The organism is Microbulbifer litoralis (assembly GCF_023634065.1).
Taxonomy (GTDB): Bacteria; Pseudomonadota; Gammaproteobacteria; order Pseudomonadales; family Cellvibrionaceae; genus Microbulbifer; species Microbulbifer litoralis.
This window is the reverse complement of the sequence record NZ_JALKCV010000003.1, coordinates 392,253-413,143: the sequence shown is the minus strand read 5'-3', so window position 1 is coordinate 413,143 and position 20,891 is coordinate 392,253. Positions and strand designations below refer to the sequence as shown.

Here is a 20,891-nt window from a genome sequence, read left to right as displayed (position 1 = left end):
CAGATATTGATGGGAATCCGGATCGAAGATGGCCATGCCCAGGTTTGGCTGGTTCAGGTAAACTGCCTCGGTGTGGTTATCAATGACCGGCACCACAACCATTCGCTCGTTCTTCCTCTGCTTCCAGCTCAGCAGAGATTCCCGGTTGCCGGTTTCCAGATCGATAGCAAGCAATTCCACAGTGAGTGGCTGCTCTTCATTTTCCCGGTCCTTGAAGTTTTCGACAAGCAGTTGATTACCGCTCCTGTCCAACTCTGTAAGCGGGTTGAAAACATAACCGGTATCGTTCGCAGGATCATGCTCATGCTTCCCGTGAATGGGCAGGGCACAAAAAAAGCAGCCGAAGCTGCTTTTTTTGATCGCCTGCAAGCAGGCTCCCAGGGTGGGCCCGGCCCACAAGCCGAGCTGGAGCTCGGCGCTCCCGGGTTTATTTGCCGGCCGCCCTGCGGATCGCCTGCAGGGTGCGCAGGCGCGCTTCGGCTTCGGCCAGTTGCGCGGAGACGCGGGCGTAGTCGATTTCAGACGGCGCCCTGTGCAGTGCGTGGGCCGCTTCCTCGCGGGCCTTCTGCGCGGACTCTTCGTCGATTTCGCGCTCGGCCACATCGGCGAGGATGGTGATGCTGTTGGGCTGCACCTCGGCGTAGCCGCCGCTCAGGAACAGTACTTCCTCTTCACCGCCCTGCTTGATGATGCGCGCGGGGCCCGGCTTCAGCGCGGTGAGCAGCTGTGCGTGGCCGTAGGAGATGCCCAGCTCCCCCTCGACGCCGGTGACGATCACCATCTCCACCAGTCCGGAGAAGAGGGATTCCTCGGCGCTTACGATGTCGCAATGTACAGTCATAGCCATAAGGCTACCTCATTCTCTGCAGTTTGCCGGAAGAATTTCCGCCGCGGGGCCATTTTTCGGGCGCGCGGCGGGAATTCAGCGCTTCTCTTTTCCGGTGTTACTTGGCCTTGTTGGCTTTCTCGACCGCTTCGTCGATGGTGCCGACCATGTAGAACGCCTGCTCCGGCAGGTCGTCGTAGTCGCCGTCGAGAATGCCCTGGAAGCCGCGAATGGTTTCCTTCAGGGACACGTACTTGCCCGGCGCGCCGGTAAAGACTTCCGCCACGTGGAAGGGCTGGGACAGGAAGCGCTCGATCTTACGGGCGCGGGCCACTGTCTGCTTGTCTTCCTCAGACAGCTCGTCCATCCCCAGGATGGCGATGATGTCCTTCAGTTCCTTGTAGCGCTGCAGTACGGACTGCACGCCGCGGGCCACTTCGTAGTGTTCCTGGCCGATCACCAGCGGGTCCAGCTGGCGCGAGGTGGAATCCAGCGGGTCCACGGCCGGGTAGATGCCCTTGGAGGCAATATCGCGGCTCAGGGTCACGGTGGAGTCCAGGTGGGCGAAGGTGGTGGCCGGAGACGGGTCGGTGAGGTCGTCCGCCGGTACGTAGACCGCCTGGATGGAGGTGATGGAGCCGGTCTTGGTGGAGGTAATACGCTCCTGCAACACGCCCATCTCTTCCGCCAGGGTCGGCTGGTAACCCACCGCGGACGGCATACGGCCGAGCAGGGCGGATACTTCGGTACCGGCCAGGGTGTAACGGTAGATGTTGTCGACGAACAGCAGTACGTCGCGGCCTTCGTCGCGGAATTTCTCCGCCATGGTCAGGCCGGTCAGGGCCACGCGCAGGCGGTTGCCCGGCGGCTCATTCATCTGGCCGTAGACCATCGCCACTTTCGATTTGCTGAAGTCCTCGACGTTGACCACGTCGGCTTCCTGCATCTCGTAGTAGAAGTCGTTGCCTTCCCGGGTACGCTCACCGACACCGGCGAAGACGGACAGGCCGCTGTGCTCGGTGGCGATGTTGTTGATCAGTTCCATCATGTTCACGGTCTTGCCCACGCCGGCGCCGCCGAACAGGCCGACTTTACCGCCTTTGGCGAAGGGGCAGACCAGGTCGATCACCTTGATGCCGGTCTCCAGCAGTTCGGTGGAGCTGGACTGCTCTTCGTAGCTGGGCGGCTCGCGGTGGATGGAGGCGCGCTCGACTTCGGCACCCTCGCCGCCGATGGGGCCCAGCTCGTCGATCGGGTTGCCCAGCACGTCCATGATGCGGCCCAGGGTATCGGTACCCACCGGCACGGACACCGGCGCACCGGTGTTCTTCACTGCCAGGCCGCGGGAGATGCCCTCGGAGGAGCCCATGGCGATGGCGCGCACGACGCCGTCACCCAGCTGCTGCTGCACTTCCAGGGTGAGGTTCTTGTCCTCTACCTGCAGTGCGTCGTAAACATTCGGGACGGAATCGCGCGGAAATTCCACGTCGATGACCGCGCCGATCACTTGCACAATTTGTCCGTTACTCATTTCCGGATCCTCGATTTTCAAATCTTTCTTCGGCCGCGTATTCGCCCGCAGGGGGCGTTATACCGCGGCGGCGCCGCCGACAATCTCAGACAGCTCCTGGGTGATGGCTGCCTGGCGCGCCTTGTTGTAAAGCAGCTGCAGGTCGTCGATCAGCTCACCGGCGTTGTCGGTGGCGCTCTTCATCGCGATCATGCGCGCGGCCTGCTCGCAGGCCTTGTTCTCGACCACCGCCTGGTACACCTGGGATTCGATATAGCGCGCCAGCAGCCCGTCCAGCAGTTCCACCGGCTCCGGCTCGTAGAGGTAGTCCCAGTCGTGCTTGAGCGCGTCGTCCTCGTCTTTCGGCAGCGGCAACAGCTGCTCGACGCGCGGCTTCTGCGACATGGTGTTGACGAACTCATTCGACACCAGGAACAGGCGATCGATTTCGCCCTCGGCGTAGCGGTCCATCATGACCTTGACCGAGCCCACCAGCTGGTTGGCCTGCGGCTGGTCGCCGACATCGCGCAGCGCGGCCACAACCTTGCCGCCGATGGCCTTGAAGAAGCTGGCCGCCTTGTTGCCGACCGCGCAGATTTCCACATCGACGCCTTTGTCGGACCAGGCGTGCATATCGCGGATGGCCGCCTTGAACATGTTCACGTTCAGGCCGCCACAGAGGCCGCGGTCGGTGGATACCAGGATGTAGCCGACGCGCTTGGCTTCGCGCTCCTGCAGGTAGATATGCTGGTATTCGGCCGAGGCGTTGGCGACATGGCCGATCACCGCGCGTATGCGCTGGGCGTAGGGACGCCCCAGTGCCATGCGATCCTGAGCCTTGCGCATCTTGCTCGCCGCGACCATTTCCATGGCCGAGGTGATCTTCTGCGTGCTCTTGATGCTGGCAATTTTTGTGCGTACTTCTTTTCCGCCTGCCATAGTGATTTACCTTGTTCGCTGGATATTTCGCTGTGGGAGCCTGCCCTGCAGGGCAGGCTCCCACGCAAATTCCAGGTTTTCAGGAAGACTCTTACCAGCTGCCGGTGGCGACGAATTTCTCGATTGCGGCCTTGAAGGCGCCGTCGATTTCGTCGTTGTAGCTGCCGGTGCTGTTCACTTTTTCCATCAGCTCTGCGTGTTCGCTGTTCATGTAGGCGAGCAGGGCGGATTCGAAGTCCAGCACCTTGTCCACGGGCACGTCGTTCAGGTAACCCTTGTCGGCGGCGTAGACGGACACGGCCATCTCGGCGATGGACATCGGCGAGTACTGCTTCTGCTTCATCAGCTCGGTCACGCGCTCGCCGTGGTCCAGCTGCGCCTTGGTGGCCTCGTCCAGGTCGGACGCAAACTGGGAGAAGGCCGCCAGTTCGCGGTACTGGGCCAGCGCGGTACGGATACCACCGGACAGCTTCTTGATCACCTTGGTCTGCGCGGAACCACCCACACGGGATACGGAGATGCCCGGGTTGATGGCCGGGCGCACGCCGGCGTTGAACAGGTCGGTCTCGAGGAAGATCTGGCCGTCGGTAATGGAGATCACGTTGGTCGGTACGAACGCGGACACGTCGCCGGCCTGGGTCTCGATGATCGGCAGCGCGGTCAGGGAGCCGGTCTTGCCTTTCACTTCGCCGTTGGTGAACTTCTCGACGTAGTCGGCGTTGACGCGCGCGGCGCGCTCCAGCAGGCGCGAGTGCAGGTAGAAGACGTCACCCGGGTAGGCTTCGCGGCCCGGCGGGCGCTTCAGCAGCAGGGAGATCTGGCGGTAGGCCCAGGCCTGCTTGGTCAGGTCGTCGTAGATGATCAGCGCATCTTCACCGCGGTCGCGGAAGTACTCGCCCATGGTGCAGCCGACGTAGGCCGACAGGTACTGCATGGCGGCCGGGTCGGCGGCACCGGCGGCGACCACGATGGTGTGGTCCATGGCGCCGTGCTCTTCCAGCTTACGCACCACGTTGGCGATGGACGACTGCTTCTGACCGATCGCGACGTAGACACACTTAATGCCGGAATCTTTCTGGTTGATGATGGTGTCGATCGCCACCGCGGTCTTGCCGATCTGGCGGTCGCCGATGATCAGCTCGCGCTGGCCGCGACCGATCGGGATCATGGTGTCGACGGCTTTCAGGCCGGTCTGAACCGGTTGGTCCACACCTTCCCGGGCGATAACGCCGGGGGCTACTTTTTCCACGGCATCGGTCAGCTTGGTATTCAGCGGACCCTTGCCGTCGATCGGGTTGCCCAGCGCGTCCACCACGCGGCCCAGCAGTTCCGGACCCACCGGGGTCTCCAGAATGCGGCCGGTACAGCGGCACTTCTGGCCTTCGGCCAGGGATTTGTAATCGCCCAGTACGATGGCGCCGACGGAGTCGCGCTCCAGGTTCAGGGCCATCCCGTAAACGCCGCCGTCGAACTCGATCATCTCGCCGAACATCACATCGGCCAGGCCGTGGATGCGGATGATGCCGTCCGATACGGAAACGATGGTGCCCTCGTTCTGGGCTTCAGTGCTCACATCGAGATTGTCGATGCGGCTCTTGATGATTTCACTGATCTCAGAGGGATTCAGTTGCTGCATGCTCTGTTCCTCAAGTTCCTAAACACTTAGGAATTTCAATACGGAGATTGCTGCAGGGGCCGCGAAGGCCTGACTGATGGCCTGCGTGCAGGCCCCTGCGACAACCAATCTCCTAGGAGTTCATCGCCTCGGCGAGTTTTGCCAATCGCCCGCGCACCGTACCGTCGATGACCGTATCGCCGGCGCGCACGATGGCGCCGCCCAGCAGGCTCTCATCCACGGAACTGTGCAGGTGCACCTCCCGCGCAAACTTCCCGCTGAGTTTCTCGGTCAACTGCTGTGCCTGCGCGTCGCTGAGGGCGCGCGCGGATACGACTTCCACCTCCAGGGTGGCTTCCGCCTGGGCTTTCAGCGCTTCGAACAATTCGGAAATTTCCGGCAGCAGGGCCAGGCGGTGGTTTTCCGCCAGCAGCCGGATAAAGTTCTTGCCGGAATCGCTGAGGTCGTCCGCACAGATCGACAGGAATTTATCTGCGCGCTGGTCGCTGGTGAGCTGTGGGTTTTCCAGCAGCTCACGCACTTTTTCGCTCTGGCTGACCGCCGCCGCCGTGGCCAGCGCAGCGCTCCAACCGGAGAGGTCGGAGGCCTGCTGCGCGTAGCTGAATGCCGCTTTGGCGTAGGGCCGGGCCAGTGTGCTGAGTTCCGCCATGGGGTTCCTCGCTTACAGCTCGGCTGCCAGTTTCTCGATCAGGTCGTCGTGCGCCTTGGCGTCGATATTGACCGACAGGATCTTCTCCGCTCCGGCGACAGACAGCGCTGCAACGCGCGAGCGCAGCTGTTCCTTGGCACGGTTCACTTCCTGGTCGATCTCGGCCTGGGCCGCCGCCTTCAGGCGGTCGCCCTCGGCGTGCGCGGCCTGTTTGGCCTCGTCGACGATCTGATTGGCGCGCTTGTTGGCGCCATCGATGATTTCCGCGGCCTGCTCTTTGGCTTCCTTCAACTGGTCAGCGGCTTTGCGCTGCGCCAGCTCCAGGTCTTTGCCCGCGCGCTCGGCCTCTTCGAGACCGGTGGCGATCTTCTGCTCGCGCTCCTGCATGATGCCGAGGAGCGGCGGCCAGACAAACTTCCAGCAGAACCACACGAAGGCCAGGAACGTGATCGACTGGCCGATTAGAGTCAGGTTGATATTCACACCGACACCTCTTGCTCTTTAGTTCTTTATGAAAAGAACGGGGGGTTTAAGGGCAATCAAGCGGTGAAATCAACCTGCCAGGCCGGGCGCAACGGCGAAGATCAGGTACATGGCGATACCCACACCGATCATCGGTACGGCGTCCAGCAGGCCCGCCATCAGGAACATTTTGCCCTGCAGCGCCGGCGCCTGTTCAGGCTGGCGCGCGGAGCCTTCCAGCAGTTTGCCGCCCAGGGTGCCGAAACCGATTGCGGTACCCAGTGCGCCCAGACCGATCAGCAGTGCGCTCGCGATGTAAACCAGACCAAGTGCTTCCATTGTGTTCTCCATTTAAAGGTTAAGAGTTGTTTTAAAGGTTGCGTAAAGGGTTAACTGTCAAAAATCAGTGATCGTTCGCGTGTTCATCTTCCCGGTCGTGGGCCATGGCCATGTAGACGGTGGTCAGCACCATGAACACGAAGGCCTGCAGCGTGATGACCAGGATGTGGAAGATGGCCCAGCCCATCTGCAGCAGGCCCGCGCCGATAAAGCCGAGCACGCCCACGCCGAACACGATGGCGATCAGGATAAAGATCATCTCGCCCGCGTAGAGGTTGCCGAACAGACGCAGGCCGAGGGAAACCGGCTTGGCCAGCAGGGAAACCGCTTCCAGCAGGAAGTTGAACGGAATCAGGAAAATATCGATAAACCACTTGCCGGAGTGGAAGGGGTGCAGTGTCAGCTCCTTGGCGAAGCCGATGGGGCCCTTTTCCTTGATACTGAAGAAGATCATCAGCAGGAAGACTGCCAGCGCCATCCCCAGGGTGGCGTTCAGGTCCGTGGTGGGCACGACCTTGAAGAACAGGTGGTCGTTGCCGGCTGCCTTGGCGGCGGCCATCGGCAGCCAGTCGACCGGTATCAGGTCCATCAGGTTCATCAGGAAGACCCACACGAAGATGGTCAGCGCCATGGGCGCGACCATGCTGTTGCGGTGCGGGAAGGTCTCCTTGACCAGCTTGTCGATAAAGTCGACCACCATCTCGACGAAGCTCTGCAGCCCTTTCGGCACGCCCGCGGTGGCCTTCTTGGCGGCGCTGGCGAACAGCAGGCAGAACACCAGGCCCAGGCCAATGGACCAGCCCAGGGTGTCCAGGTGCACGGCCCAGAAGCCCATGTCGGCCGCCTCCTGGGCGGAGTGCGCCATGGTCCACGTGGGCTCTGACAGCACGGTGCCGTCGGCGCGGGTGTAGCCGGCCGGCAGCTTGCCGTACGCCATGTTCTGCAGGTGGTGTTGGATATAATCCGTAGCGGTTTGAGCTTCGCCTGCCATAGTTCCTCGACAATCGTAAAAGTTTGAATTCTTTTCCTCGCGCCGGTCTGCGGAGCTTTACTTTCAGCTCGCGGGCTTCTATCTATACGGAAGCCATCAACGCAGCAGTCGCGCAGCCAGGACCCACTGCACGATTACACAGAGGCCGTAGCTGATAAACAGTGCCGCCGGGTTCAGCGGGCGGACCAGCGCGAATACCGCCGCAAAGCCCGCCAGGGAGAGCACGAACTTGCCCGTCTCCCCGCGGTAGAAGTTCTCCACCACCCGGCTGGCCGCGCGCGCGCCGCTTTCGCGGAAGGCGCGCAGGCCGAAATATGCATTGGGCAGCGCACACAGGGCGCCGCCGATCAATACGGACAGCGCGGTCACCCGCTCGCCGTAAAAATGCAGACCTGCACCGGCGAGCGATACCAGCAGCAGCTGTACCGCGGCAATTACTAACACCGGGGGTTTGCTCATAGGCGGGGTTGGCCGACCCTGTTTACTCAGACCTGATCATGCAGGTTTAGCGCGCTGTCCGCCCAAATTTTGGGCGTGCGAATTATAGGAGCAAGCGCAGCGCAGGTTCAACCGGCAAATATCGCCAAGTTACTTAATTTTCGAGGTTTTTTCGGAGCGATTCGGCCAATCAGTGAGCGGTCACTCACAACGGCCTTGTGCGCCAAAACAGGGCGACACTTTTTATTCTTCTGTCGCTCCCGGCCCCAGCCACCCCCCGTATCAGTCCTCGCTATAACCCAGGTGGGCGAGGATTCCGTCCAGCTCGTCGAGGCTGCTGTAGCGCAACACCAGTTTGCCCACGCCCCTGTCGTTGTAATCGATGGTTACCGGCACGCCGACCTTTTCCGACAGCCTGTCGCTCAGGCGGCGGATATTGGGATCTTCCTTCGGCTTCGCGGGTGCCGGGTTTTCCGCCTGCTGCTGCAGGCGGCGCACCAGGGTCTCGGTCTGGCGCACGGTCAGGCCGCGCTCCACCACCTGCCGCGCCGCGGCGCGCTGGGCCTCGCCGCCGAGACCGAGCAGGGCCTTGGCGTGGCCGGTCTCGAGGTCGCCGCGCTCGAGGAAAGTGCGCACCTCCGGCGTCAGGCTGAGCAGGCGCAGCAGGTTGGTCACCGCGGTGCGGGACTTGCCCACTGCCTCGGCCACTTCCGCCTGGGTCAGCTGGAATTCGTCCTGCAGCCGCTTCAGCGCGGTGGCTTCCTCCACCGGATTCAGGTCCTCGCGCTGGATATTCTCGATCAGCGCCATGGCGATGGCCGCTTCGTCGGACACCTCGCGCACCAGCGACGGCACCCGGTCCAGCTCCGCCAGCTGTGCGGCGCGCCAGCGGCGTTCGCCGGCGATAATCTCGTATTTGTGCTCGCCGATCGGGCGCACCACGATCGGCTGCATGATGCCCTGGGCGCGGATGGAGTCGGCCAGCTCCTGCAGGGATTCCTGCGGGAAATCGCGGCGCGGCTGGTAGCGGCCCCGCTGCAGGAACTCGATCGGCAACTGGCGCAGCTCGCCGTCGACGGACTCGGTGCTGCCATCGCCGGTGGCGACGGCGATCGCTTCACTGGCGTTGTCGCCGATCAGGTGGGACAAGTTCTTGCCCAGGGCCTTGCGTTTGCCGGCCATAACTCGTTACCTCTTAAACCGCTTCCGCCACCGGGCGACTCTGGTTTGGACCGTGGTTACTGGAATTGGGGTTGGCGGCGTGACGGCGGGTCATCTCGCCGGCCAGCGCCAGGTAGGCGATGGCGCCCTTGGAGTGGCGATCGTAATCCAGCGCCGGCTGGCCAAAACTCGGCGCCTCGGCCAGGCGTACATTGCGCGGGATGCAGGTGCGGTAGAGGCGCTCGCCAAAGTATTCGGACAATTGCTCGGAGACGTCGCTGGTGAGGCTGTTGCGCGGGTCGTACATGGTGCGCAATATGCCCTCGATCCGCAGCTCCGGATTGGCGGCGCGCTGGATCTGGGTGATGGTGTCGATCAGCGCCGACAGCCCCTCCAGCGCGTAGTATTCGCACTGCATGGGGATCAGCACGCCGTGGGCGGCGCACAGGGCATTGACGGTGAGCATGTTCAGGGAGGGCGGGCAGTCGACGACGATGTAGTCGTAGTCTTCCGTGATATCCCGCAGGGCGCGGCGCAGGCGCGACTCGCGGCCATCCATCTCCAGCAGCTCGACTTCCGCCGCGGACAGGTCACCATTGGCGGGCATCAGGTCGTAGCCGCTGGGCGCGGCGACAATAGCCTTGCGCGGCGGCATCTCGCTGGCGAGCACATCGTAGCTCGACAGCTGCAACTCGCTCTTGTCGATGCCGCTGCCCATGGTGGCATTGCCCTGGGGATCGAGATCGATCAGCAGTACCCGGCGCTTACTGGCGACCAGGGAGGCGGCCAGATTGACGCAGGTCGTGGTTTTGCCCACCCCGCCTTTCTGGTTGGCCACAGCGAATATCTTGCTCAAGGTTCTTGTCCTTTGTTTTCCCGATAAGCACTCTCCCGGACACCAATCGGGCTCGCCGCAAAAACGCCGGCATCAACAGGCACTCCGCTCCTGGATCGAGCCCCTCGACCGGGAGTGCGCAGGTCTCGGAAAGATTGCAGCCCGCGCGGGACACACGCGGGCGCGAAAATGATCTTATTGATAGCGGGATTGTCGCCAGGTTGTCGCGCCGGCCGACGGAGGTCAGGCCTCGCGACCGAGAACGATAAGGTGGCGATCCGCGTCGCAACCCGGTACCGACAGGGGGTGCACCCGCTCGACCTTAATCCCTTTTGGGAGTGCGCTCAACTCATCTTCCGGTAGTTTACCCTTCATCGCGTAGTAGTTGCCACCAGGCGCTAGCAAGTGCTCACTTCCAGACACCATGTCGGCGATCGAGGCGAAGGCCCTGGAGACCACCGAGGCGAAGCCCGACGGGGGCCGGAAGGCCTCCACGCGCTCGTTGACTACGGTGACATTGGGCAGCGGCAGGGTAGTGGCCACCTGGAACAGGAAGCGGGTCTTCTTGCCATTGCTGTCGAGCAGCGTCACGGGTCGCTCCGGGCGCACAATCGCCAGCGGAATCCCGGGCAGGCCGCCGCCGCTGCCGACGTCGACCAGCGGGCCGTCTCCGCAGAGATTCACCACGCTCAGGCTGTCGACGATATGGCGCTCCAGCATCTGCGCCGGGTCGCGCACCGCCGACAGGTTGTAGGCGGCGTTCCAGCGCGCAAACATCGCCAGGTACTCCAGCAACAGGTCCTGCTGGCGGCTATTCAATTCGACTGACAGCTGTGCCGCGGCCTCGAGCAGGCGCGGGCGGAATTGTTCCATCTGCAGAGAAATTGTGGGATCCCCCGGTTGGCGGTGCGCTTGTGGGAGCCTGCCCCGCGGGCGATTGCTCCCCGGGCCAAGGCATTTCGCCTGCGGGGCAGGCTCCCACATACTCACAACAAATTAAACGCTCAAGTTTCGGAGTTCGAGGCACTCACAGGCGGCACAAGCCGGAGCCAACCCCCGAAACCTGAATTAAACGGCCTTTTTGCGGGTCAGCAGGCCGCGCTTTTTCAACTGGATCAGCAGCAGCGACACCGCCGCCGGCGTGACGCCGGGAATCCGCGAGGCGCGGGCCAGGGTGTCCGGGCGGGTCTCTCCGAGCTTCTGTTTCACCTCACTCGACAGCCCGGAGACATCGCTGTAGTCGAAGTCCACGGGAATCGGCGTGTCCTCGTAGGCTCGCAGCCGCTCGATTTCGTCGCGCTGGCGGTCGATATAGCCGGCGTACTTGGCGGAGATCTCCACCTGTTCGGCAACCCGCTCGTCGCTGACGGCCTCGCCCTTCAGGGGCGCCACATCGGCATATTTCAGCTCCGGGCGGCGCAGCAGCTCCATGGCGCTGTATTCGTGCGCCAGCGGCTGCGGCAGCTTGGCCTCCACCGCGGCCGCCTGCGGGGTTTTGGGGTGCACGAAGGTTTCGCGCAGGCGCTGCTCCTCGCGGACGATGGCCTCGCGCTTTTCGCTGAAGGCGGCCCAGCGCGCGTCGGACACCAGCCCCAACTCGCGGCCGACCTCGGTCAGGCGCAGGTCGGCGTTGTCCTCCCGCAGCAGCAGACGGTACTCGGCGCGGCTGGTGAACATGCGGTAGGGCTCCCTGGTGCCGCTGGTGATCAGGTCGTCCACCAGCACGCCCAGGTAGGCCTGGTCGCGGCGCGGGCACCAGACTTCGCGTTCCTGCGCGCGCAGGGCGGCGTTGGCGCCGGCCAGCAGGCCCTGGGCGGCGGCCTCCTCGTAGCCGGTGGTGCCGTTGATCTGGCCGGCGAAGTAGAGGCCGTGGATGAACTTGGTCTCCAGCGACGGCAACAGGTCGCGGGGATCGAAGAAGTCGTACTCGATGGCGTAGCCGGGCCGGGTGATATGGGCATTTTCGAAGCCCTTGATCGAGTGCACCAGCTGGATCTGCACGTCGAACGGCAGGCTGGTGGAGATACCGTTGGGGTAGAGCTCGTTGGTGGTCAGCCCCTCCGGCTCGACAAAGATCTGGTGGCTGTCCTTGTCGGCGAAGCGGTGCACCTTGTCCTCGATGGACGGGCAGTAGCGCGGGCCCACACCCTCGATATCACCGGAAAACATCGGCGAGCGGTCCAGGCCGCCGCGAATGATGCCGTGGGTGCCGGAGTTGGTGTGGGTGATCCAGCAGCAGGCCTGGCGCGGGTGCTGCTCGCGGCGGCCGAGATAGGACATCACCGGCGTGGGCGTGTCGCCCCACTGCTCCTCGAGCCCGGAGAAATCCACAGAGCGCGCATCGATGCGCGGTGGCGTGCCGGTTTTCAGGCGCTCCACGCGGAACGGCAGCTCGCGCAGCCGTCGGGCCAGGGCGATGGCGGGGGGATCGCCGGCGCGGCCGCCGGAATGGCTGTCGAGGCCGATATGGATCTTGCCGCCGAGGAAGGTGCCGGCGGTAATCACAACGGTCTTGCCGCGGAAACGTACCCCGGCGTTGGTCACCACGCCGGTGACTGCCTCGCCCTCGACGATCAGGTCGTCGGCGGCCTGCTGGAAAATCTCGAGGTTCTGCTGGCGTTCGAGCGTTGCGCGGATCGCGGCCCGGTACAGGGCGCGGTCGGCCTGGGCGCGGGTGGCGCGTACCGCCGGGCCCTTGCGGGCGTTCAGGACGCGGAACTGGATACCGCCCAGGTCTGTGGCTTCGGCCATGGCGCCGCCGAGGGCGTCCACTTCCTTGACCAGGTGGCTCTTGCCGATGCCCCCGATGGCCGGGTTGCAGGACATCTGCCCCAGCGTCTCGATGTTGTGGGTCAGCAGCAGGGTCGTGGATCCCATACGCGCAGCGGCGAGTGCGGCCTCGGTGCCCGCGTGGCCGCCGCCGATCACGATGACGTCGTAGTTTTTCGGGTAATCCATAGCTGTCGCCGCTGGGGATAAAAATGGGCGCATATTTTATAGCCAGCCCGGTGGATACAGCAAACACTGATTGTTGTCGGTTGCAGGAATGTCCCCGGAGTGGAACTGACAAGTCACCGTTCAGGCAAGGGCGGATCTTTCCAGCAATCGAGTGTTCCGTTTCTTCTTACCAAGTAAAAAGAAGTTATACATATCTTGTATGAGTAGTGGTTTGTTGTTGTTGTAATTATTAGGGGACCCCTCAAACCGGTATAAATACATAAAATCCTTTTAAATCAATGCTTTATGGAATGTGTAACCCTGCGTGCAACCCCTGCCTTTGAGGCGGGGTAACCGCGGTACGGTGCTGTGGACCGACGGGATAACTCTGCAGGCCCCGCATCGCGGGCGCGGTTATACCCATATCACTCGCCAATTGTCCGTCCGCTTACCCACTGGTTTGCCCACAACCCGATGCCGGCTCTCTGATCGTGTGTGGGAGAGGCTCAACACTATGGGGGCGCCCTGTGCATAACTGTATAGTTCTGGATAACCCTGTGGGTGTATGTGGGCAACTTTTGTGTTCTTCTCGTGGGGGAGTCGGTACTTCCGGTGGAAAAGTACGTCACTGTGGGTAATTTTTCCGCCAGAGCACGCCTTGCCGGCGTTGCTGCCGGACCGAATGACTTTTCGTTATCGGCGTATTTGGGGCAGTTGCTGTGGGGACCGGACCCGGCGGAGGCATCGGGAGATGCCTCCGCGGATGGATGGAAGAGGGAGGATAGGGCGTAGGAGGAGAGGGGAATCAGTGGCGGGTTACTTGCCGATACAGAAGCTGCCGAAGATTTTTCCCAGCAGTTCGTCTGCGGTCACTTCGCCGGTGATTTCCCCCAGGGCCTGCTGGGCCAGGCGCAGGTCTTCGGCCAGCAACTCACCGGCGCCGGCCTCGTGCAGCTGGCTCGCGCCCTGTTCGATAAAGGCGCGGGCGCGGGCCAGCGACTCCAGGTGGCGTCGGCGGGCACTGAAATTTCCTTCGGCGCCGCCGCTGTAGCCCATGCACTGTTTCAGGTGTTCCTTCAGGGCCTCCAGCCCGGCGCCGGTCCTGGCGCTGATGGCGATTACCGGCACGCCGTCGGTGTGCGCCTGCAGGCCGGCGCTGTAGTCGGTCAGGTCGATCTTGTTCAGTACCAGGGTCAGCTTTTCCGTGTCCGGCAGTTGCGCAGTGAACTCCGGCCAGGCGGTTTCCGGGTCCAGCGCCTGTATCTGCTCTGCATCCACCACCAGTAACACCCGGTCGGCGCCGCGGATCTCTTCCCAGGCGCGCTGGATGCCGATCTGTTCCACCTGGTCCGGCGAATCGCGCAAACCGGCGGTGTCGGCGAACTGCAGCGGCAGTCCGTCGATATGGATATGCTCGCGCAGGATATCCCGTGTGGTGCCGGCGATGTCGGTGACGATGGCGGCGTCGCGGCCGGCCAGGGCATTGAGCAGGCTGGACTTGCCGGCGTTCGGCCGGCCGGCGATGGCGACCCGCATGCCCTCGCGCAGGATGCTGCCCTGGCGTGCCTGGTGCTCGACGCCGGCCAGTTGTCGCAGCAGGGCGTCGATATCTGCCGAAACCTTGCCGTCGGCAAGAAAATCGATTTCTTCCTCGGGAAAATCGATCGATGCTTCGACATAGATACGCAGATGCGTCAGGTTTTCCACTAAATCTTCGATTTTTTCGGAGAATACCCCCTGCAGTGACTGCATGGCGTTGCGCGCCGCCTGCTCGCTACCGGCCTCGATCAGGTCTGCGATGGCCTCTGCCTGGGCCAGGTCGATCTTGTCATTGAGGAAAGCGCGCTCGGAAAACTCGCCCGGGCGCGCCTGCCGGGCGCCCAGCTCGATGGCGGCCTGCAGCAACTGGTCGAGAATCACCGGGCCGCCGTGGCCCTGCAGTTCCACCACGTCCTCGCCGGTAAAGGAGTTCGGGCCGGGGAAGAACAGCGCGATGCCGCGGTCCACCAACTGTTCGCCGTGGCGGAAGCTGCGGTAGTGGGCATGGCGGGGCTTCAGTTCCGCATCGCCACAGATGCCGCGGGCTATTGCCTGCGCCGCGGGCCCGGACAGGCGGATCACACCGATACCGCCGCGACCGGGGGCGGTGGCGACGGCGACGATGGTGTCTCTGCTGGGGTTCTGCTGGGTCATGGCTTGAGTTTACTCCAACGCAAAGGGGCCGCTATTGCGGCCCCTTTCTCTGTCTGCTTGTGCGGCCCACTAGACCTTCCCGGCCTCCACCTGCTTGTTGATATACCAGGTCTGGGCGATGGAGATGATGTTGTTCGCCAGCCAGTAGAGCACCAGCCCGGCCGGGAACCACAGGAAGAAGAAGGTCATCATCACCGGCATCAGTTGCATGATGCGCGCCTGGGTCGGATCCGTCGGCTGCGGGTTGAGTCGCTGCATGAACCACATGGTCAGCCCCATCAGCACCGGCAGGATAAAGTACGGATCCTTGGCCGACAGGTCGTGGATCCACAGGATCCAGGGGGCGTGGCGCAGCTCCACCGTCTCCGTCAGCATCCAGTAGAGGGCGATGAACACCGGCATCTGCAGCAGGATCGGGAAGCAGCCGCCCATCGGGTTGATCTTCTCCCGCCGGTAGAGCTTCATCGTCTCTTCCGCCAGCTTCTGGCGGTTGCCCTTGTACTGCTCCTGCAGTTTCTTCATCTGCGGCGCGAACTTGCGCATGCGCGCCATGGACTTCAGGCCGGCTGCGGACAGCGGGAACAGCAGCGCCTTGATAAACACCGTCAGCAGCACGATGGCCCAGCCCCAGTTGCTGACGATATGCTCCTGGATAAAGTGCAGCACGCGGAACAGTGGTTTGGCGATCCACCAGAGCCAGCCGTAATCGACGGTCAGGTCCAGGTACGGGGAGATGTGCTCCAGGCGTATGACGTCCTTGGGGCCGGCGTAGAAGGACGCGCTCAACTCCCCCTGGGTGCCGGCGGCGATGGTCTGCGGCGTCGAGGTGAAACCCATCCGGAACAGGCCGTTGGACAGCTCGCGCAGCTCAAAGGTGTTCTGCTGGTCCTGCGGCGGCACCCAGGCACTCAGGAAGTAGTGCTGCACCATGGCCACCCAGCCGCCCTCGATGGTCTCGCGGGTCGGGCTTTCGGCGATCTCCTCGAAATCCTGTTTGAAGTAGTTTTCCTCGGCGGTGTGGATGGCGGCGCCCAGGAACGGGGAGACACCGATGCCCACATCCACCGGCGGCTCGCGGCTGTCGCGCTTGATTTGGCCGAACATGGCCGCCGACCAGTCGCTGTCGCTGGTATTGTCCACCAGGTAGCTGACCCCGATCAGGTGATCGCCGCGGTTGAAGGTGTAGCGCTTGGTGATATTGGCGCCGTCCTGCTTCAGCGTCAGATCCACCGTCAGGGTGTCCTTGCCCTCGACCATGGCGTACTCGGTCGCTGCGCTGCTGAAAAGCGGGCGGCCGGCGTTGCTGTCGGTGCCGTTGGGCCCGATCAGGCCACTCTGGGCAATATAGGTGTGGTGCTGGGTGCGGTTCAGCAGGATCAGCGGGCGATCCGGCGTGTTCAGCTCCTCGTCGAAGTCGCGCAGGGCCACCTTGACGATATCGCCGCCGCGGGGGTCGATCAGCAGGTCGAAGACATCGGTCGTGACGCTGATGAACTGGCGCTGCTGATCGTCATCCGCCCGGGGTTGGGTCGCCTCGCTCTGCAACTGGGGGACGTCGCTGTCGCTGCTGGCGGTCTCCCGCTGCTCCGGCAGCGTGGGGGCCTCAGCCCTGACCACGGTCTCCCGGTCGACGGCCGGCGCGCGCTCCTCCTTGAATTCATTCCACTGGAATATCAGTGCCAGGACGACTGCGGCGATGCCGCCCAGCAGTGTGTAGCGTTGCCAATCCATCTTGTTACCTAGTTGAGCGGGGTTTCGGGTCGGTTGGTTCACGGGCGGGGGGAACCGGGTCCAGTCCGCCGGGATGCCAGGGGTGGCATTTTATAAGGCGCCGGACGCTTAAATAACCCCCTTTCAGGAATCCGTGGGTTTTTAATGCCTCTTCCGCATAATGCGAGCAAGTGGGGTAGAAACGACACTGGTTGCCGACCCAGGGACTGGCCAGGTAGCGATAGACATGGATCAGTTTGATGGCGAGGCGGGTCACGGTGCGCGCCTGCGTTTCCGCTCCCCGGTGTGCCGGTTCCCGGTTGCGGGTTGTTGTGCGCGTTTGGCCAGTTTGCGCCACAGCTTGTCGAACAGCTTGCCCAGCGCGGCATTGTCCAGCGCCCCGGCGCCGGGGCGGGCGAGTACCACCGCGTCGACGGCCGGCAACTGGTGCTGTCGCAGGCGGAAGGTCTCGCGGGCGATACGTTTGATGCGGTTGCGGTCGGTGGCGTTGCGGACGTGTTTCTTGGCCATGACCAGGCCCAGGCGCGGGTGCCCGAGATCATTCCGGCTGGCGAGAATCAGCAGATTGGGGTGCGCGGCGCGGATCTGTGTGCCGGAGAAGACAGCGCGATACTGGGCCGCGTTCAGCAAACGCAGCGGCTTGGGGAATCCGAAGTCGCTGCGCGTCTGTGGCATAAAAGGAGGGGCTCCCGCATCCGCGGGAAGCATTTTATGCGGACAGGACTTTGCGGCCTTTGGCGCGACGGCGGGCCAGGATCTTGCGACCGTTCTTGGTGGCCATGCGGGCGCGGAAACCGTGGTTGCGCTTGCGCTTCAAGTTGCTGGGTTGAAATGTACGTTTCATTGTCTTGCTACCTGAGACTTTGTATTCGGAATTTCTCGGGGAGGTCCCCGGCCGCCGCCTGAGCTCCGGTTCCGGTATCGACCGGCGCAGGCGGAGCAATGCGCTGCGAAGGCCGCGGATTGTATAGAAAGGCACCAGTTAAATCAACGCGCCGGGAGCCAATAAATAGCGCTTCGCGATGGATGGCATCGACCGGTACACGCGTACGTTTTGACGACCGCGATGGCAAGTGATTGAGTCGGCGCGAATAATCCCGAATGCCCACCGATTGACCCCAAGATATCCACAGATTGCCTGTGGATGAAATTCCGAGGAGTGGGGCATTGTCTGGCTAAATAGTGTGCAAGCCTTTGATTGTCCGGCACTTTTCGAGCGCTTTTTTTCTTCAAAGCTGCCTTTTTCTGTGGATAACATTGGGGGGCAGAGGTATACTGCCCGAATCTTTTTCGGCGGCCCCGGACAAAACGCAATACCGGTTTGTCGCCTTTATCCAGGTCTCTTTTGTTGGGGTTTTAGGGGGTTTCTTGTCTGAATCCGTATGGAAGCAGTGTGCCACCTGTTTGCAGGATGAATTGCCGTCACAGCAGTTCAATACCTGGATCAGGCCGCTTCGGGTCAGTTCCGCTGCCGCGGCCGGAGAGATGCGCCTGCTGGCGCCCAACCGCTTTGTGCGCGACTGGGTGGGAGACAAGTTCCTGAACCGCATCCTGGAGTTGGTACAGCATTTTGGCGGCGAACAGCCGCCGCAGGTGGTGCTGGACATCACCGAGCGCCGCCCGGCGGGTGGCCGCCCCACGCGCTTCCAGCGCAGCCGTCCCGCTGCCGAGCGCCCGCGGGCCGACGACACTTTCGGCGGTGGCGCGCCGCAACCGGGAGTCGCGGCGGCTCCCGTGGGGCGGCGTCAGAGTCCCGCCGGTGCGCAGTTCGGCGCTGCCCCACAGGCCCGTTTCGGCGGCCACGATGCCAGTGCGGCGTCGCGCGCCGCAGCGGAAGAGGCGACTGCCGACCAGATTACCAGTGGCGAACTGGCGTTGACTGACCTGCGTTCGCCAACGCAGCGCCCTGCGGCCGAGCCGCCGCCGGCGCGCAATGTCGAGGTCGAGGGGGCGATCAAGCACGGCAGTTCCCTCAACCGCAATTTTACCTTCAAATCCTTTGTCGAGGGTAAGTCCAACCAGTTGGGCCTGGCGGCCGCGCAGCAGATCTCCGATAACCCCGGCGGTGCCTACAATCCCCTCTTTATATACGGCGGTGTGGGCCTGGGTAAGACTCACCTGATGCACGCGGTGGGCAACGCCCTGATGGAGCGCAATCCGAACGCGAAAGTGGTCTACCTGCACTCGGAGCGCTTTGTCGCGGATATGGTCAAGGCATTGCAGTTGAATGCGATCAGCGATTTCAAGCGCTACTACCGCTCTGTGGATGCACTGCTGATCGATGATATCCAGTTCTTTGCCGGCAAGGAGCGCTCCCAGGAGGAGTTCTTCCATACCTTCAACGCGCTGCTTGAGGGTGGCCAGCAGATCATCCTCACCTGCGATCGCTACCCGAAAGAGATCGATGGCCTGGAGGAGCGCCTCAAGTCCCGCTTTGGCTGGGGGCTGACGGTTGCGGTGGAACCGCCGGAACTGGAGACAAGGGTGGCCATCCTGATGAAAAAGGCGGAGCAGGTGGGTGTGGACCTGCCCCATGACTCCGCATTCTTTATCGCCCAGCGTATTCGCTCCAATGTGCGCGAGCTGGAAGGGGCGCTGAGGCGGGTCATTGCGAACGCCCAGTTCACCGGCCGCCCGATCGACGATATTCTCGTGCGTGAGGCGCTCAAGGATCTGTTGGCGCTTCAGGACCGGCTGGTGAGTGTGGACAATATCCAGCGCGTGGTGGCCGAGTACTACAAGATCAAGGTGGCCGATCTGCTCTCCAAGCGACGCAGCCGCTCGGTGGCGCGCCCGCGCCAGGTGGCCATGTCGCTGGCCAAGGAGCTGACCAACCACAGCCTGCCGGAGATTGGCGACGCTTTTGGCGGGCGGGATCACACCACGGTGCTGCACGCCTGCCGTAAAATCCGCCAATTGCAGGAATCCGATGCGGATATCCGCGAGGACGTCAAACTGCTGACGCGCTCGCTGACGACCTGATCCCCTGACAAGACTGGGATATGCCCGACTGGCAGTGATCGGCATTTCAGGCATTCCCCAAAGAACAAACCGACTAACAAGGCGAAACTACCGATGAAATTCAATGTGAGCCGGGACGCCCTTCTCAAGCCGTTGCAACTGGTTGCCGGTGTGGTGGAAAAGCGCCAGACCCTGCCGGTGCTGTCCAATGTGCTGATGCAGTTGCAGGGACAGGAGCTGGCCCTGACCGGTACCGACCTGGAGGTGGAGATCGTCGGCCGCCTGCCGGTGGACGGCGTGGAAATGGAGGGTGAGGTGACGGTGCCGGCGCGCAAGTTGCTGGATATCTGCCGCTCACTGCCCGATGGCGCCGAGCTTAAGTTCGAGCGCGACGGCGAGCGCCTGGTGCTGCGCAGTGGTCGCAGCCGCTTCCAGCTGTCGACCCTGCCGGCAGCGGACTTCCCGAACCAGGAGGAGACCAGCGCCCAGACCCGCTTTGCCATTTCCCAGCGCGAGATTCGCCGCCTGATCGAAGCCACCAGCTTCGCCATGGCGCAGCAGGATGTGCGCTACTACCTGAACGGCCTGCTGCTCGAATGTCGCCCGCAGCAGTTGCGCGCCGTGGCCACTGATGGCCACCGGCTGGCGCTTTGCGACCGCGACGCCCCGGGCCTGAATGTGGAGTCGCCGATCCAGGCAATCGTACCGCGCAAGGGCGTACTGGAACTGGGCAGGCTGCTGGAAGACAACGACGCGCAGGCCGATGTGGTGTTGGGCAACAACCATATCCGCGTTATCAGTGGCCAGTTCACTTTCACCTCCAAACTGGTGGACGGCAAATTCCCGGATTACGAGCGGGTATTGCCGCGCGCGACCGGTAACGAGATTTTTGCCGATCGCCAGGCGATGCGCCAGGCGTTTTCCCGCGCGGCCATTCTGTCCAACGAGAAGTATCGCGGTGTGCGCCTGCAGGTGTCCGAGGGGTCGCTGCAGATTGTCGCCAATAACCCGGAGCAGGAGGAGGCCGAGGAGCAGCTGGTGGTGGACTATGTCGGCGAGCCTTTGGAGATCGGCTTCAATGTCGGCTACCTGCTGGATGTGACCGGTGCCATTCACAGCGACCAGATCCGTATCGGCTTGGCGGATGCCAACAGTAGTGCGCTGTTGCAACAGCCGGAAGAGGGCGATGCGGTTTATGTGATTATGCCGATGCGGCTCTGATGACTTTCGACCGCCTGCCGTTTTCGACTGAAAAAGCCGCCATCTTCCCCGGGATGGCGGTC

Annotated in this window: 21 protein-coding genes; 2 read left to right on the top strand and 19 right to left on the bottom strand. The window is 62.9% G+C overall.

Going from position 1 to position 20,891, the window contains the following annotated elements; genetic code table 11:
• From MWN76_RS07550 to rpmH, 19 genes are all read right to left on the bottom strand, one after another.
• Positions 1-369, bottom strand: a 369-nt coding sequence (locus tag MWN76_RS07550) for a hypothetical protein (protein ID WP_250460698.1), incomplete at its 3' end; no start/stop codon positions are given.
• A gap of 58 nt (positions 370-427) precedes the next feature.
• Positions 428-847 carry a F0F1 ATP synthase subunit epsilon gene (locus tag MWN76_RS07545; RefSeq protein WP_250460697.1) on the bottom strand — a complete coding sequence of 140 codons (420 nt, stop codon included), beginning with the start codon at positions 845-847 and terminating at the stop codon, positions 428-430.
• 97 nt (positions 848-944) lie between these two features.
• Positions 945-2,357: a F0F1 ATP synthase subunit beta gene (gene atpD, locus MWN76_RS07540; protein ID WP_250460696.1), complete on the bottom strand. Its 1,413-nt coding sequence runs from the start codon at positions 2,355-2,357 to the stop codon at positions 945-947.
• A 57-nt stretch (positions 2,358-2,414) separates the two neighbouring features.
• Entirely contained in the window at positions 2,415-3,275 is an 861-nt protein-coding gene (atpG, locus tag MWN76_RS07535) for a F0F1 ATP synthase subunit gamma (protein ID WP_250460695.1), read from the bottom strand.
• A 91-nt stretch (positions 3,276-3,366) separates the two neighbouring features.
• Positions 3,367-4,911: a F0F1 ATP synthase subunit alpha gene (gene atpA / locus MWN76_RS07530; protein ID WP_250460694.1), complete on the bottom strand. Its 1,545-nt coding sequence runs from the start codon at positions 4,909-4,911 to the stop codon at positions 3,367-3,369.
• Positions 4,912-5,023: 112 nt separating this feature from the next.
• A complete protein-coding gene (locus tag MWN76_RS07525) occupies positions 5,024-5,560 on the bottom strand; it encodes a F0F1 ATP synthase subunit delta (protein ID WP_250460693.1) in 537 nt (178 codons plus the stop codon).
• Between the two features lie 12 nt (positions 5,561-5,572).
• Positions 5,573-6,043 carry a F0F1 ATP synthase subunit B gene (locus MWN76_RS07520; protein ID WP_250460692.1) on the bottom strand — a complete coding sequence of 157 codons (471 nt, stop codon included), beginning with the start codon at positions 6,041-6,043 and terminating at the stop codon, positions 5,573-5,575.
• A gap of 69 nt (positions 6,044-6,112) precedes the next feature.
• Entirely contained in the window at positions 6,113-6,361 is a 249-nt protein-coding gene (gene atpE, locus MWN76_RS07515) for a F0F1 ATP synthase subunit C (protein WP_067084854.1), read from the bottom strand.
• A 64-nt stretch (positions 6,362-6,425) separates the two neighbouring features.
• Complete coding sequence (gene atpB, locus MWN76_RS07510; protein WP_250460690.1) at positions 6,426-7,352, bottom strand: F0F1 ATP synthase subunit A; 927 nt, start codon at positions 7,350-7,352, stop codon at positions 6,426-6,428.
• Positions 7,353-7,448: 96 nt separating this feature from the next.
• Positions 7,449-7,796 carry an ATP synthase subunit I gene (locus tag MWN76_RS07505; protein WP_250460688.1) on the bottom strand — a complete coding sequence of 116 codons (348 nt, stop codon included), beginning with the start codon at positions 7,794-7,796 and terminating at the stop codon, positions 7,449-7,451.
• A 276-nt stretch (positions 7,797-8,072) separates the two neighbouring features.
• Complete coding sequence (locus MWN76_RS07500) at positions 8,073-8,972, bottom strand: ParB/RepB/Spo0J family partition protein (protein WP_250460686.1); 900 nt, start codon at positions 8,970-8,972, stop codon at positions 8,073-8,075.
• Between the two features lie 13 nt (positions 8,973-8,985).
• Complete coding sequence (locus tag MWN76_RS07495; protein ID WP_250460685.1) at positions 8,986-9,807, bottom strand: ParA family protein; 822 nt, start codon at positions 9,805-9,807, stop codon at positions 8,986-8,988.
• Between the two features lie 222 nt (positions 9,808-10,029).
• Positions 10,030-10,659: a 16S rRNA (guanine(527)-N(7))-methyltransferase RsmG gene (gene rsmG / locus MWN76_RS07490; RefSeq protein WP_250460683.1), complete on the bottom strand. Its 630-nt coding sequence runs from the start codon at positions 10,657-10,659 to the stop codon at positions 10,030-10,032.
• A gap of 195 nt (positions 10,660-10,854) precedes the next feature.
• The gene (gene mnmG, locus MWN76_RS07485) at positions 10,855-12,744 is read right to left on the bottom strand and encodes a tRNA uridine-5-carboxymethylaminomethyl(34) synthesis enzyme MnmG (protein WP_250460681.1); all 1,890 of its coding nucleotides are present in this window, start codon (positions 12,742-12,744) and stop codon (positions 10,855-10,857) included.
• Positions 12,745-13,539: 795 nt separating this feature from the next.
• Complete coding sequence (mnmE, locus tag MWN76_RS07480) at positions 13,540-14,916, bottom strand: tRNA uridine-5-carboxymethylaminomethyl(34) synthesis GTPase MnmE (RefSeq protein WP_250460679.1); 1,377 nt, start codon at positions 14,914-14,916, stop codon at positions 13,540-13,542.
• Between the two features lie 69 nt (positions 14,917-14,985).
• Positions 14,986-16,647: a membrane protein insertase YidC gene (gene yidC, locus MWN76_RS07475; RefSeq protein ID WP_250460677.1), complete on the bottom strand. Its 1,662-nt coding sequence runs from the start codon at positions 16,645-16,647 to the stop codon at positions 14,986-14,988.
• A gap of 4 nt (positions 16,648-16,651) precedes the next feature.
• Positions 16,652-16,903, bottom strand: coding sequence for a membrane protein insertion efficiency factor YidD (yidD, locus tag MWN76_RS07470; RefSeq protein ID WP_250460676.1), 252 nt, complete (start codon positions 16,901-16,903; stop codon positions 16,652-16,654).
• The gene (rnpA, locus tag MWN76_RS07465; RefSeq protein ID WP_250460674.1) at positions 16,900-17,322 is read right to left on the bottom strand and encodes a ribonuclease P protein component; all 423 of its coding nucleotides are present in this window, start codon (positions 17,320-17,322) and stop codon (positions 16,900-16,902) included. Before rnpA ends, yidD begins: the two co-directional genes overlap by 4 nt.
• Positions 17,323-17,356: 34 nt before the next feature.
• On the bottom strand, positions 17,357-17,491 hold the full coding sequence (rpmH, locus tag MWN76_RS07460; protein WP_067084833.1) for a 50S ribosomal protein L34: 135 nt from the start codon (positions 17,489-17,491) through the stop codon (positions 17,357-17,359).
• A 524-nt stretch (positions 17,492-18,015) separates the two neighbouring features.
• Here rpmH and dnaA point away from each other — a divergent pair.
• Together dnaA and dnaN are read left to right on the top strand one after the other, a co-directional pair.
• A complete protein-coding gene (gene dnaA / locus MWN76_RS07455) occupies positions 18,016-19,629 on the top strand; it encodes a chromosomal replication initiator protein DnaA (protein ID WP_250460671.1) in 1,614 nt (537 codons plus the stop codon).
• 93 nt (positions 19,630-19,722) lie between these two features.
• Positions 19,723-20,829 carry a DNA polymerase III subunit beta gene (gene dnaN, locus MWN76_RS07450; RefSeq protein WP_250460669.1) on the top strand — a complete coding sequence of 369 codons (1,107 nt, stop codon included), beginning with the start codon at positions 19,723-19,725 and terminating at the stop codon, positions 20,827-20,829.
• Positions 20,830-20,891: the final 62 nt, after the last annotated feature.

Bases quoted from the DNA above. Each gene is read 5' to 3' on its own strand.
- MWN76_RS07545 (WP_250460697.1), bottom strand. From the start codon at position 847: ATGGCTATGACTGTACATTGCGACATCGTAAGCGCCGAGGAATCCCTC.
- atpD (WP_250460696.1), bottom strand. From the start codon at position 2,357: ATGAGTAACGGACAAATTGTGCAAGTGATCGGCGCGGTCATCGACGTG.
- atpG (WP_250460695.1), bottom strand. From the start codon at position 3,275: ATGGCAGGCGGAAAAGAAGTACGCACAAAAATTGCCAGCATCAAGAGC.
- atpA (WP_250460694.1), bottom strand. From the start codon at position 4,911: ATGCAGCAACTGAATCCCTCTGAGATCAGTGAAATCATCAAGAGCCGC.
- MWN76_RS07525 (WP_250460693.1), bottom strand. From the start codon at position 5,560: ATGGCGGAACTCAGCACACTGGCCCGGCCCTACGCCAAAGCGGCATTC.
- atpE (WP_067084854.1), bottom strand. From the start codon at position 6,361: ATGGAAGCACTTGGTCTGGTTTACATCGCGAGCGCACTGCTGATCGGT.
- atpB (WP_250460690.1), bottom strand. From the start codon at position 7,352: ATGGCAGGCGAAGCTCAAACCGCTACGGATTATATCCAACACCACCTG.
- MWN76_RS07500 (WP_250460686.1), bottom strand. From the start codon at position 8,972: ATGGCCGGCAAACGCAAGGCCCTGGGCAAGAACTTGTCCCACCTGATC.
- rsmG (WP_250460683.1), bottom strand. From the start codon at position 10,659: ATGGAACAATTCCGCCCGCGCCTGCTCGAGGCCGCGGCACAGCTGTCA.
- mnmG (WP_250460681.1), bottom strand. From the start codon at position 12,744: ATGGATTACCCGAAAAACTACGACGTCATCGTGATCGGCGGCGGCCAC.
- mnmE (WP_250460679.1), bottom strand. From the start codon at position 14,916: ATGACCCAGCAGAACCCCAGCAGAGACACCATCGTCGCCGTCGCCACC.
- yidC (WP_250460677.1), bottom strand. From the start codon at position 16,647: ATGGATTGGCAACGCTACACACTGCTGGGCGGCATCGCCGCAGTCGTC.
- rnpA (WP_250460674.1), bottom strand. From the start codon at position 17,322: ATGCCACAGACGCGCAGCGACTTCGGATTCCCCAAGCCGCTGCGTTTG.
- rpmH (WP_067084833.1), bottom strand. From the start codon at position 17,491: ATGAAACGTACATTTCAACCCAGCAACTTGAAGCGCAAGCGCAACCAC.
- dnaN (WP_250460669.1), top strand. From the start codon at position 19,723: ATGAAATTCAATGTGAGCCGGGACGCCCTTCTCAAGCCGTTGCAACTG.